This is a genomic window from Halosolutus sp. YCN4, from assembly GCF_059736495.1.
In genome coordinates, this window is record NZ_JCASSM010000001.1 from 1,125,445 (window position 1) to 1,137,790 (window position 12,346).

General features: G+C 67.9%; 13 protein-coding genes. 3 read left to right on the top strand and 10 right to left on the bottom strand.

Annotated elements, in window-relative coordinates; translation table 11 throughout:
* Positions 1 to 64: 64 nt before the first annotated feature.
* From AC6I6X_RS05560 to AC6I6X_RS05575, 4 genes are all read right to left on the bottom strand, one after another.
* Complete coding sequence (locus AC6I6X_RS05560) at positions 65 to 256, bottom strand: DUF7333 family protein (RefSeq protein WP_497929500.1); 192 nt, start codon at positions 254 to 256, stop codon at positions 65 to 67.
* Positions 257 to 346: 90 nt separating this feature from the next.
* Positions 347 to 1,117 (bottom strand): hypothetical protein, encoded by a 771-nt coding sequence (locus tag AC6I6X_RS05565; RefSeq protein ID WP_497929501.1) that lies wholly within the window; start codon positions 1,115 to 1,117, stop codon positions 347 to 349.
* Positions 1,118 to 1,188: 71 nt separating this feature from the next.
* Positions 1,189 to 2,019, bottom strand: coding sequence for an aldo/keto reductase (locus AC6I6X_RS05570; RefSeq protein ID WP_497929502.1), 831 nt, complete (start codon positions 2,017 to 2,019; stop codon positions 1,189 to 1,191).
* Positions 2,020 to 2,087: 68 nt separating this feature from the next.
* A complete protein-coding gene (locus tag AC6I6X_RS05575; protein ID WP_497929503.1) occupies positions 2,088 to 2,828 on the bottom strand; it encodes a proteasome assembly chaperone family protein in 741 nt (246 codons plus the stop codon).
* Between the two features lie 122 nt (positions 2,829 to 2,950).
* Here AC6I6X_RS05575 and AC6I6X_RS05580 point away from each other — a divergent pair, with 122 nt between their 5' ends.
* Entirely contained in the window at positions 2,951 to 3,859 is a 909-nt protein-coding gene (locus AC6I6X_RS05580; RefSeq protein ID WP_497929504.1) for an RsmB/NOP family class I SAM-dependent RNA methyltransferase, read from the top strand.
* Positions 3,859 to 4,494 (top strand): DUF7122 family protein, encoded by a 636-nt coding sequence (locus tag AC6I6X_RS05585; RefSeq protein ID WP_497929505.1) that lies wholly within the window; start codon positions 3,859 to 3,861, stop codon positions 4,492 to 4,494. The genes AC6I6X_RS05580 and AC6I6X_RS05585 overlap by 1 nt, the downstream gene beginning before the upstream one ends.
* A 35-nt stretch (positions 4,495 to 4,529) precedes the next feature.
* Here the strand turns inward: AC6I6X_RS05585 and AC6I6X_RS05590 are convergent, their stop codons facing one another.
* The 4 genes from AC6I6X_RS05590 to AC6I6X_RS05605 form a co-directional block, all read right to left on the bottom strand.
* Positions 4,530 to 5,006, bottom strand: coding sequence for a hypothetical protein (locus tag AC6I6X_RS05590; RefSeq protein WP_497929506.1), 477 nt, complete (start codon positions 5,004 to 5,006; stop codon positions 4,530 to 4,532).
* 202 nt (positions 5,007 to 5,208) lie between these two features.
* Complete coding sequence (locus tag AC6I6X_RS05595; RefSeq protein ID WP_497929507.1) at positions 5,209 to 6,420, bottom strand: hypothetical protein; 1,212 nt, start codon at positions 6,418 to 6,420, stop codon at positions 5,209 to 5,211.
* Between the two features lie 156 nt (positions 6,421 to 6,576).
* Positions 6,577 to 8,097, bottom strand: a complete 1,521-nt coding sequence (locus AC6I6X_RS05600) for a DUF790 family protein (protein ID WP_497929508.1) — start codon at positions 8,095 to 8,097, stop codon at positions 6,577 to 6,579.
* 89 nt (positions 8,098 to 8,186) lie between these two features.
* Positions 8,187 to 9,698: a DEAD/DEAH box helicase gene (locus tag AC6I6X_RS05605; RefSeq protein ID WP_497929509.1), complete on the bottom strand. Its 1,512-nt coding sequence runs from the start codon at positions 9,696 to 9,698 to the stop codon at positions 8,187 to 8,189.
* Positions 9,699 to 9,863: 165 nt separating this feature from the next.
* On the opposite strand from AC6I6X_RS05605, the gene AC6I6X_RS05610 reads away from it, so the two are divergent.
* Positions 9,864 to 10,985 carry a nucleotide exchange factor GrpE gene (locus AC6I6X_RS05610; protein ID WP_497929510.1) on the top strand — a complete coding sequence of 374 codons (1,122 nt, stop codon included), beginning with the start codon at positions 9,864 to 9,866 and terminating at the stop codon, positions 10,983 to 10,985.
* Between the two features lie 140 nt (positions 10,986 to 11,125).
* On the opposite strand, the gene AC6I6X_RS05615 is transcribed toward AC6I6X_RS05610, so the two are convergent.
* Together AC6I6X_RS05615 and AC6I6X_RS05620 are read right to left on the bottom strand one after the other, a co-directional pair.
* Positions 11,126 to 11,452 (bottom strand): AzlD family protein, encoded by a 327-nt coding sequence (locus AC6I6X_RS05615; protein ID WP_497929511.1) that lies wholly within the window; start codon positions 11,450 to 11,452, stop codon positions 11,126 to 11,128.
* On the bottom strand, positions 11,445 to 12,206 hold the full coding sequence (locus AC6I6X_RS05620) for an AzlC family ABC transporter permease (protein WP_497929512.1): 762 nt from the start codon (positions 12,204 to 12,206) through the stop codon (positions 11,445 to 11,447). Before AC6I6X_RS05620 ends, AC6I6X_RS05615 begins: the two co-directional genes overlap by 8 nt.
* Positions 12,207 to 12,346 lie beyond the last annotated feature (140 nt).

The following is a 12,346-nucleotide window of genomic DNA, read 5'->3' on the forward strand; positions in this document are numbered from 1 at the left end:
GACTACCGACGGATTGGGTCGCGCCGTCGCCAGTACTGACCGCCGAGAATGCGATCGAAACCGATCAGTGTAGCGCGCGGTACTCGCCGTGTTTGACGCCGATGGCGAGCATGATCAGTCCGAAGGCGATCATCGACGGGGCGACCATCGTCAGGACGGTGCCCGTGGTCATCATGGGTGCGGCGATCAGTCCGCCGACCCCGAGGCCGATCACGACGAGGAACACGATCGCGGTCTTGGGAAGGTCGAATTCCATATGCGACGGTTGGGAAGCGGGGACCTAATGGTCACGGGAATCGGCAGTCCGCTCACGTCGGGCGATCGAGCGCGAAACGCAGGTGGGTGGCTACTCCGAGGGGCGAACCAGGTTCGCCAGCGCGACGACGATCCCAAGGAACCAGCCGAGCGGGACCGAGATGCCGAACCACATCGCCGCGTAGGCGGCCCCCTCGAGCTGGAAGTTCGCCCGGAGGTACTCGTTGAGGCCGCCGACGAACAGGACGTTGTCGAGCGCCCAGGCGGCGAACTCGTAGCTGGGATCGAGGACGTACGGATGCAGCGACGGTGTTACGAGCGCGGCGACGACGGGTGGGAGAAACAGCGACGTCATCGCGAACGGGTACGCGAGGGCGACCGTCACGCCGCGCCCGCCGACCTTCGAGAACGTCGCGGCGAGCGCGGTCGAAAGCGTCGCGACGCCGCTGGCCGCCGCGACCGCGAGGACCGCGTCCAGGGGGATGTCGACCTGTTCCATGTACGACATCGCTCCCCAGATGACCGTCAGCAGGCCCCAGCCGAGCAGGGCGATGCCCGTGACGCCGACGATCCCCAGTCGAGTCCGGGTCGAGTCGAGTTTCGCCGCGTAGTAGCGGGTCGCGAGACCGACGACAGTGAGCGGGTAGAGAAGCACCAGACCGATCGTCCCGAGGACGCTCCAGCCGTGATAGCCGATCTTCTGTGGGAGGGTTTCGGGCTTCCACTTCCCCATGACGGAGTGGCCGCGGCCACGCTGGCGTGGAAAGACGAGTTCCATCCAGGCACCGTGTAACCGCTGGAGGTCGGCCCTGATCGCGCCGACCACGCCACCACCGCCACCGCGTCGTGAACGGGTGGACATACGCGAGCCAAAAAGCCGACGTACCGTAAACGTTCCTGATTGTTCTTCGCGACCGATAGGTTACCGGACCGTCAGTTCCACGGCCCGAAGTCCGGGTCCACCTTCCGACTCCGCTCCTCGATCGAATCGATCGCGTCGACGTCCTCGGCATCTAGCTCGACGGCCAGTGACTCCCAGTTATCACGAATGTGGGCCTCGCCGGTGGCTTTCGGGATCGCGGTGACGCCCTTCTCGCGGAGCCAGGCGAGGCTGACCCGGGCTTCGCTGACGTCGTGTTTGTCCGCGACGTCCTGGATGGTTGGCTGGTCGAAGACCGCGCCGCGGGCCAGCGGCGAGTAGGCGACGACGTCGACGTCGTGACGGTCGCAGGCCTCGCGGAGGTCGTGCTGGGGGAGCATCGGGTGGAGTTCGACCTGGTTCGCCACGATCGGTGCGTCGCAGACGTCGATCGCCTCCTCGAGTTGCTCGGGCAGGAAGTTGCTGACCCCGACGTTCCGGATCAACCCCTCGTCGTACAGTTTCGAGAAGGCCGAGAGGGTTTCTTCGGGCTCGTACGTCCTGGCGGGCCAGTGGACGTACAGCAGGTCGAGGGAGTCGACGCCGAGTCGATCGAGGCTCTCCCGGGCCGTCTCGAGGACGTCGTCGTGGGCGAGGTTCGAGATCCAGATCTTCGTCGCGAGGAAGACGTCCTCTCGATCGACGTCCGCGCGTGCGATGCCCTCGCCGACGTCGACCTCGTTCTCGTAGGCCTGGGCGGTGTCGACGTGTCGATACCCCATCTCGAGGGCCGTCCGGACGCTCTCGGCGCACTGGTCGGGATCGGTGTTTTGCCACGTGCCGAGACCGAGCATCGGCATTCCATCGGAGGTCGGACAGGTTTCCGGAGAGAGGTCCTGGCTCATGTCCGGAGAGTGGGCCACGACGCGAAAAGGGGTTGCGAAAGCGGAAGGGCGCTTCCGACGCGTGCGGGCTACTGGTACATCCGGAGCGGCTGGGCCTGCGAACTCTCGTCCCGACCGATCTGTTGCATCTGGCGGGCGAGTTGCTCGCGTTTCCGTCTGATCTCCTCGGCCCGATCGATCAGGTCCTGGACGTCGATCGAGAGGTCGGCGATCGGGGCGATCCCGTCCTTGAGCAGGACGCTCGCGGCCTCCGGGTCGGGGAACTGCGGGTTCGACTGGACGACGAGCCCGAAACTATCGGTGCCGCGCTGTGCGGACCGGTTGATGAGCGCCCCCGTCGGCCCGGTGACGACGCCGTCTTCCGGCGGGACGTCGATGTCCAGCCGATCGAGCGTCTCGCCGGCGTCGCCGGTCGCGATGCCGTACACCTTGGGTCGATCATCCCGCTCCGCGGGCAGGCCGCTGAGGTAGACCGGCGTCGCATCCCGCGAGTCGATCCAGCCGGTCACGCAGTCCGCGACCGTCCGGATCGCCTGTGCACTGATCGGCGTGTCGCTCTGGAGCGCGAGCAGATCGTGGGCCTCGCTGGCGTAGATCCGGACGGGCGGCCGGACCGTTCGATCGCCGCCGCGGTAGACGCCGACCTCCGGTAACCCTTCGCAGTCGACGTTCGCGTAGTGGCGCATGTCGAGTTCGCCGACGAGGTGGTCGGTCGCGATCTTGCCGACGAGGCCGAGCCCCGGAAAGCCCTCGACGAGGATCGGATCGTCGAGGTCGACTTCCGGTCCCTGTAGCTGGATGCCTGTCATATCGACACGATCGGGTGTCAGTGTAATAAAGGCTGAGGCGGCGTATTCGTGATCGACGGTCGCGTTCGCCGGGCGACCGCGGTTCGAAACCCACAAACGCCGGCCGGTCGAAACCGACGGTAATGGAGCCACTCGAGCGGTATCGACCCATCGTCGACGATTTCGAGGCGTTTCTCGCAGCTTGCGAGCGGCCGCTGGGCAACGCCGTTCGCGTGAACACGATCAAGGCCCCGGTCGATCGCACGCTCGAAGTCCTCGACGAGGACGGCGTCGCCTACGAGCAGGCCGACTGGAACCCGCGCGTGTTGCGACTCGAGACCGACTCCCCTGGATCGACGTGGACCTCCTTCCACGGCTTTACCCACGGTCAGGAGGAGGTCTCGGCCGTGCCGCCGGTGGTCCTCGACCCCCAGCCCGGCGACCGCGTCTGGGACTGCTGTGCCGCGCCCGGCGGCAAGGCGACCCAGATCGCGGCCCTGATGGACGATCGCGGGACCGTCGTCGCCAACGACAACAACCTCGGCCGGATATCGGCCCTGCGGTTCAACGCGGAACGACTGGGGGCGACTAGCCTCGCCGTGACGAACGCGGACGCCCGGAACTACTCGCTCTCCCGGTTCGACTTCGACGCGTTCGATCGGGCGCTCGTGGACGCGCCCTGTTCCTGCGAGGGGACGATCCGGAAGAACCCCGACGCGCTCGACAACTGGTCTCCGGACCACATCGCCTCCGTCGCGGGGATCCAGAAGGGCATCCTCCGCCGAGCGATCCAGGCGACCCGCGAGGGCGGCACGGTCGTCTACTCGACCTGTACCTTCGCCCCCGAGGAGAACGAGGCCGTCGTCCAGCACGCCCTGGACGAGGAGGACTGCCGCGTCGTCGACTTCGATCCCGGACTCGAGCACTCCCCTGGCCTCACCGAGTGGAAGGACGAGACGTACGACGAGCGCCTCGAACGGGCCGCCCGGATCTACCCGCACCAGAACGACACCGGCGGCTTCTTCGTCGCGAAACTGGAGGTGACCGCTTGATGGGGGACGAGTCGACGACCGGCGACGAACTCGCGGGGAACGACGGCCAGCGGTTCGATCGCCTCCCCGCCACGGACGCGGACCGAACCGTCGAGGGCCGGGTCAGCCGCGAGGCCGTCCTCGACTACTTCGCCGATCGGTTCGGGATCCCGCCCGAAACGTTCGACGACCACACGTTCTGGGAGAAAGGCGCGGGCAAGATCTGGATCTACGCCGGGGACGCCCCGACGCCGATCGAGATCGAGGCGCTCGGAATGACCTGCCTCCGGACCCGGCAGGAACACTGGAAGCCGACGACGGACTTCGCCCAGCGGTTCGGCCGCAACGCGACCGAGTGCGTGATCGACCTCGATCGCGAGGCGGCCCGCCGATTCGCCGCCGGCGAGGACCAGGACCTCGAGTGGGACGGCGACTGGGGGTACCTGATCGCCGCCCACGAGGTGGGGGTTGGGCCGGAGGGTCAACCAGAGCGAGACGGCGACGGCGCGGAGGAATGCTCCGCGAACCGTTCGAGCGGGCGAAACCCGCGAGAAGAAGCCGTCGAGCGAGGCGAACGCGAACCGCTCGGAATCGGCCTGTTCGTTCACGGCGAACTCCGATCGATGGTGCCGAAGGGGAGACAGCGGGACCTGTAACCCGCCGGAACGACGAGTTCGGATCCGGCGGCGGACTACGCGTCCAGCAGTGAGCGCGTAACACGCCCAGCGGCGTGTACGAGCACGCTCCCGAGAAGCACCAGTCCGCTGAGAAGGAGGGCAGCGAGCAGGGCGTTCGGTGGAGCGTCGCCGATAACCCCGAACCGGGACAGCGAGACGCCCGCGAGGATGGGCCCGACGAACGCGAGTGCCGCGACGGTCTGGACGGCGCGAATCATCGCGTACGCGAGGTCGGCCCCGTCACCGACGTCGGAGTCGGAATCGGTCCCGAGTACCGACCACACTTCGACTGCGCCGTGGACGAGCACGAAGACGCCGAGACCGATCGCAAGCAGGAGTATTCCGTTGATCAGCAGGGTACCGAACCCGAGGACGTCGCCCGATCCGCCGGCCCCGGTCCCGCCCTCCTCTGGCGGTGGTCCGGTCGGGAGCGCGGTAATGGCTCCGACGAAAACGACGACGACCGTTACGGCCGCGAGGGCGAGGAGCACCAGCGTGAGGAGGGTTTCGACGTGGAGGCCGTACGACAGGAGCCATCGGCGGCCACGGGTTCACCAGTCGGAAGCGTCTTCCGGCGGCCCAGACCCGGACGAGGAGCGGGAACCAGATCCCATATGTTCGAGAGTGTCGACCGCGAAAAAGTGTTTCCGGTGTGAAATTCAACTCGAATTATAGAACGGAGGCCAGCGATCGCTACCCGCAGGTCGGCGCCGGCGCGGTCTCGGACGGTTCCTCGCCGCCCACGAACGCCGTCTCGTACGTCGGTTCGTGCACGACGAAGTAGTAGCCGTCCCGATCGATCGACGCCGTCGCGGTGTTCGTCGCCGGATCGACGTTTCCGATCGTCGTGAAACTGCCCGAGCGAGCGTCGTAGCGGGTGAGCGCGAGGCCATCCTCGTCGCCACCGGGAACGTGTTCGGCCGCGTACTCCAGGGTCAGTTCCGCGCGGTCGTACGACTCGGGGAGGGACACCTGGACGAGACAGGAGACCTGCGCGGCCGCGAGTTCGTCGGCCGAGAACGTGCCGGCCGGGTCGAACGTCGGAGAGGGCCCGTAGTCGCTGGCGACGTCGCCCGCTTCGCCGGTGACCGCGAGCGTCGCGTTCGACTCGGGAATCTCGAGCGTCTCCGTGACCGTCTCGTGCGGGAGCGGCTCCGTCTCGGCGAGGGCCTCCTCGTACCAGTCGGGCCGGGCCACGTCGGTCTCGCCCACGTTCGCGTACCGGACCGATCGTGACTGCTCGACCCGGGTGTCGCCGTCGACGGAGATGAACGACTCGGTCGCGCTGACGACGACGCCGTCGCTGCGGAGGACGAGCGTCGCGGACGCGTTCTCGATCGTCGCCGAATCGTCCTCGAACGCGTCTTCGAAGGCCGGTTCGATACCGGTCGCGCGGTATCGATAGCGGGTCTCGCCGTCGCGATCGACGTCCGCCGGCCCGTCGAACGCGAGGAGGTCGATCGTGTCCGGATCGAGCCCGTCGACGAGGTCGAACGAGCCTGTCGTCCGCGAGTAGCCGCCGACCGCCCGTTTCGTCAGGTTCCGTTCCGGGCCGAACCACCGTTCCGTACCGTCCCCGTCGACCACCAGCCGTCGCGGCGGCGACGTGGTGTAATCGAGTTCGACCGTCCGGTTCGTTCGCTCGATCCGCTCGTCGTCCGGGCCGACGACCCGGAACTGCGACTCGACGTCGATCGTCACCGATCCGGCCGACCGAAGCCGGTCCCGATGGCGCTCGACGACCGTCTCGCCGTCCGGGAACGCGTCGTACGGCGCAGTCGGATCGGCGGCGGTCGACCCGGTTTCGTTCCCGGGACTGTCCGCATCCGACGGGACGAACCCCGCACACCCCGCGAGGGCGAGGCACAGACAGAGCCCGATCGTTCTCCAGCGTCCCACGCGCATAGGTGCGCGTTCGAACAGGTCGTACTAATTATATTTGGTAGTGCACGCGGCCGGCCGATCGGAATCGATCGAAATCGAACGAGATGGGGCGATCGAAACCGGATGAGGTGGGGCGAGCGAGGGTCGATCGATCCACGGTTACGGATCGCACCGGATTCATCGCTCGACGACCGTCCCGCCGGTCAGACCTTCCCACTCGACGCGGTAGCCGAGTCGCGAGAGCACCGCGCTCGCGTCCTCGAGGCCGTGGTTCTGGAGGACGGTCTCCGCGTCGGAGAGGGACATTTCCGCTCGGATCTCGTTCCCGATCGCCTCGAGCACCGCGGGCCGAACGAGCGTTCGGCCGACCCGCTCGTGATCCGGAAACGCGACGTCCGCGAGCGCGTCCTCGCTGACGCCGTGGCTCGCGGCCAGCGATTCGATCGTGACGACGTCCTCGTCCGGGCGAAGTTCGGCCGGCAGGTCGGCGGCGCTCTCGGCGACCAGTTGGCGCTCGTACTCCCCAAGCACGTCGACCACGTCCTTCACCCGGACGGTGCCGGAGTAGGGAATCGCCCGGAAGTCGCGGGCGGCGATTTCCTCGCCGACGCCGAGGGATTCGTCGACGGCGACGAGCAGTTCGACGTCCTCCAGGTCCTCGAGCTGGGAAAGCTTCTTCGCCACGTACTCGGGCGTCCAGAACCCCATGATCTCGAGGTAGACCCGGAAGTCGGCGTGAGCGTACTCGAACGCGAAGTCGGGGATCATCACCCGCGTGCCCGTCGCGAGCGGTTCGGGTTCCCGGACCAGCGTCCAGTCGAGGTCCAGGTTCGAGATCCGGCCGGCGAAGTCGGCCTCGACGCTGCTGTCGAACGAGACGTCCGCCACGGGGTCGGCGTCGGGCACCCGGACGGGGTCCGCGTCGGAGAGTTCGAGCGTCCGCTCGGTCCCCCGATCGTCGATCGTCGCCTCGAGCCGCCACCGGTCCGCATTCGCGATCGTCCGCAGGAGACGCGCGAACCGGGTGCCGTACCGCCGCGTGGCCCGGAAGAGGTGGGTCGGCCCGGTGACGACGACCTCGCGTTCGGTCGGGCCGGCTCCCTCGACGGCCGGCCTGTGGATCTCGTACATCAGTCGCAGCCGCTTGATCGCCGAGACGAGCGCCTTCGGGTCGCTCGAACGGACTCGGAGTTCGGTCGCGTCGAACAGGGCCGTCTGTGCCAGCGAGAAATTGTACTGGGCGAGCAGGCCGTCCGGTTCCCACCGCGGTTCCACAGCCGTGAGGACCTGTCGCTCCTCGAGATCGGCGTACAGCGATCGCTCGACGGCCTCCGCATCGGACCCGAGTGCGTCGCCCGCCCGATCGAGCGCGGTCGATCGCTCGTCGGCGGCGACGACGCCGACCGCTTCCGCCGCCTCGAAGGCGGTCCGTCGAGCGCGCTCGGGATCGATCGGGGCGTCGGTCTCGAACGTCGCGTCGCGATCGACGAGCGCCGAGAACCCGCGGACGAGTTTGAAGTCGTCGGCATCCCGTTCGAGATCCGTGAGAGCCGCCTCGAGGTCCCCGCGCGTCTCGCCGACGTGCCCCTGATACGTGCCGATGACGCGGGCGGCGAGCGGGCGGTGCTCGCGCGTGGCGAACTGGGGGTGGTAGCCGCCCCCGGCCCGCGAGACGCGGAGCAAGTCCTTCGTCAGCATCTACGTCGACGTCGGGGCGGCGCCGTCAAAAGTCACCCGCCGCGCACTCGTCGATCGGAGAGCGAACGATCGACGGAGACGGTGATGGCTCACCGCCGCCGACTCGAGACGCGCTCCTCGGAGGTATCCGCGGCGACGACCTCGTACAGCAGCGCCCGTCGTCCGTCCGCCGTGGGCCGCAGAATCCGGCCGAGGCGCTGAGTAAACTCCCGCTCGCTGCCGCTCCCCGAGAGAACGACCGCGACCGACGCGTCGGGGACGTCGACCCCCTCGTCCAGCACGTTCGAGGTCGCGATCCGGGTGTAGGTCCCCTCGCGGAAGCGATCGAGGATCTCCCGCCGTTCCGCGGCCCCGGTCTGGTGGGTGATCGTCGGGATCAGGAACCGCTCGCTGACGTCGTACGCGAGGTCGTTGTGCGCCGTGAAGACGATCGTGCGATCGCCGCGGTGATCCGCGAGGATTCCTTCGAGGGCGTCGATCTTGGCCGCGCTGCCGTAGACGATCTCGCGGGCCCGCTGGCGGGCGAGCAGGGCCTCGCGCGCCGCGGGATCCGAGCCCGATCGCTTCACGAGTTCCTGGTAGTCGGACCCGCTTTGCATGTCGATGTTCGAGCGGGCGAGGTAGTTCGTGAACACCTCCTGCTTGCGCTCGTACTCCTCGCGCTCGTCGGGCGTGAGCGAGACCTCGAGGCGCTTGATGTCGTACGGCGCCAGGTGGGTCCCGGCCAGGTCGTCGGGATCAACCCGGTGGACGAGCGGGCCGACGACGTCCTCGATCACGTCGTGGGCACCGTCGGGCCGTTCGAACGTGGCGGTGAGCCCGAGTCGGGCGGGTGCGGCGAGCAGGCGGGCGATCTCGCGGTAGCCCTCGCCGCCGAGGTGGTGGACCTCGTCGAAAACGACCAGGCCGAACCGATCGCCGATCGAGTCGGCCTTGAGGTAAGCCGAGTCGTACGTCGAGACGGTGAGCGGCCCGAGTCGCTGCTCCCCGCCGCCGAAGCGGCCGATTTCGACGCCGTCGGACGACTCCCGACGAACGGCCGAATCGGCGTTCGAGTGGGGAACGCCGAACTCCCGCTCGAGTTCTCGCTCCCACTGCTCTACGAGGTCGATCGTCGGGACGACGACGAGCGTCGGGACTGAGAGTTTCTCGATCGCCGCGATCGCGATCACGGTCTTGCCGCTGCCCGTCGGCAACTCGAGGACGCCCGCAGGTGCGCGGGGCGGGTCGCGCCCGGAGGTCGCCGCGGTACCGTCGCGATCGGCTGTGGGCGGGCCGCCGGCCCACCGATCGGTCTCGAGCCACGCGGAAAGCGCCGTCTCCTGGTACGAGCGAAGTTCGTACGCCGACCGGAGGGACGGGACGGGAGCGAGATCGAGCACGCGATCGGCGACCGCGGCGTCGACCGCCTCCAGTGCCGATCGGAGGGCGGCGTAGCGGAACGCGGGCACCCGCCAGCCGTCCGTTCGCGGGTCCGTCTCGAGGGCCGGCACCCGCTCGCGGATCGCCGATTCGAGCGCCGGGTCCAGTCCCTCGACCCGGACCGTCCCGTGTTCGTACCGGAGTTCGATCGTCGGGTCGTCGTCTCGTCCCGTCGTCACGGCCGGGGGTTGGGGACCGGGCGCCCAAATAGTGTCGGTCCAGCGCCCGATCGGGGACCGACTTCGACGGCCCGGGCGATCGGTGCGAGCGGACGGTGTGATCGGTGGCGGGTCGCGAACCGGCGTACCTCAACCCTTTTATTACCGCTGTTCCTTGACAGGCACATGAGCGAAGACGAGGGCACGAACGCTTCCGCCCAGGGTGTCCCGTCCGAGGAGGAATCCGACGACGGCGAGACGCAGGTCGCCGACCGGGAGGAAGCACCGGAGGAATCGGCCACGGAGGTGGACGCCGAGACCGAGGGAACCGGGTCGAACGGCTCGACCGGAGACGCGACCCCGGAGTCGGATTCGGACCTGGGATCCGAATCGGCCGCTGAGCGTCCCCGTGCGCCCGAGACGAGCGAAGACGTCCAGCAGATCCTGAACCGCGTGACCGAGTACGACGACGAACTCGCCCACCGGGTCAACTCGATCGTCGAGGAAGCACGCGACCTGAACGGGACCGTCAAACACCAGCGCGCGGAACTCGACGACCTCACCGAGCGCGTCGAGGCGCAGGCCGAGACGATCGGCGAACTTCAGGACGAACTCGAGGCCCACAGAGAGGCCCTCGCGGAGCGGGACGAGCAACTCGAGGAGTACGAGGAGCAAGTCGAGGACCTGAAGAGCCGCCTGAAGCGCAAGCAGGCCGACTTCCAGAACTACAAGAAGCGCGCGAAAAAGCGCCAGCAACAGATCAAAGATCGCGCCACCGAGGACCTCGTCGAGCGACTCATCGGCGTCCGCGACAACCTGAAACGCGCCCTGGAAGAGGAAAGCGGCGACGTCGAGGGACTCCGGGACGGCATCGAGATGACCCTCCGGGAGTTCGACCGCATCCTCGAAGACGAGAACGTCTCCGAGATCGATCCCGACCCCGGGACGGACACGGATCCGCAGCGCCACGAAGTGATGATGCGCGTCGACAGCGCCGAACCGGAAGGGACGATCGCCGACGTCTACACGCCCGGCTACGAGATGGGCGAGAAGGTCATCCAGAACGCACAGGTGACGGTCTCTAACGGCGAACTCGACGAACCGGCGGAAACGGACGACGGCGAGGAGGCCGAAGGGGCCGACGACACCGGAGACGACGCCGCGACAGAAGTAGACGACGACACCGACGCCGAAGACGCTGATGGTACGGAGGCCGACGACGAATCCGACGACACGATCGAACTCGGCGGCGAGATCGCCGACGAGTCCGACGCATCGGACGACGGGTCGACCGACCAGGGACAGTAACGCTGTCGATCCCGGGCTCCGGCGAGCGACGGGACCGCCGCGTGGAGCGAGGATCCGCGGGATTCGATCGGGCGGGTCTGGGGTACATCGAGCGCGACGAAGCGACTCTTTTCGTTCGGAAGAAATCGGCCCGTGCCGATTCAGATCGGGAGGAGCGAACGAAGCACCACGAGCGTCGCGAGTCCGCCACAGAGGGCCGCCAGGATGCTTCCCGTCCGCCACATGATCAGCCCGGTCGCGCCCGCCGCGGTCCACTCTACGGGACCGCCAGCGGCGAGTTCGGGGCCGAGTATCGCGACGACGATCGCGCCCGGAAGCACCGCGATCCCCGCCTCGAGACGATCGCTCACCTCGATCTGGCTCAGTAGCCAGAGTCCGCCGACTTTCGCGACGACAGTCACGATCGCCATGCCGATGACGACGCCGACGACGAGCGGATCGAGCGAGAGGATCGAGACGTCACTCATACCGGAGCACCTCGCTGACGCCGGCGGCGACGCCGCCGAGGAGGATGTACCACTGTCCGGGGAGGAATCGTGCGGCGACCAGGGCGGTCACGAGAGCGACGCTCCAGGGGACGAGCGACGAGTCACCGTCCCACAGTTCCACCGCGAGCGCGACGAAGACCGCCGCGAGGACGAAGTCGATCCCGTACGCGGTCGGATCGGCGATCGCTCCACCGGCGAGCGTCCCGACGACGGTCGAGAGCACCCACGCCGACCAGACCGCGAGTCCGCTGCCGAGCAGAAACGCGCCCCGGCCGTTCCCCGCCTCGAGGTCCCGGAGCGTCAGCGCCCAGTTCTCGTCGGCCATGAAGAACAGGCTGCCGTAGGCCTGCGCCGGGGAGAGGTGTCGAAACCACGGCTGCAACGCCGCCCCCATCAACGAGTACCGGAGGTTGACCGCGAACGTCGTGAGGAGGATCGTCGACACCGGGATCGGGTTCGTCCACAGTTCGACGGCGACGATCTGCGAGGCGCCCGCGACGACGGTCGCACTCATCACGGTCGCTTCCGCGACGCTGAGACCGGCCTGGGTCGCCAGGATCCCGAACGCGATGCCGTAGCCCCCGACGCCGAGCGCGATCGGGAGCGCGACAACGAATCCGGCCCGAATTCCCTGGGATCCGAACGCGAGAGACGATTCGTCGGGAGGGGAGTCTCCGGACGACGGCCCGGGCCTTGCTCGATGCTTCGAGTCGGAGGGCGAGGAGTTCGACATACTGCTGTCCGGTCCTCTCGAAGCCACCGACAGTGAAAACCGTCACGAAGCGCCCGTAACGGTGCCCGCACTCGGCCGAGATCTATAATACCAAGTGCTACCGAGTTTCGGTGGCAAGCTTTAAACCAAAGTGACCGCAA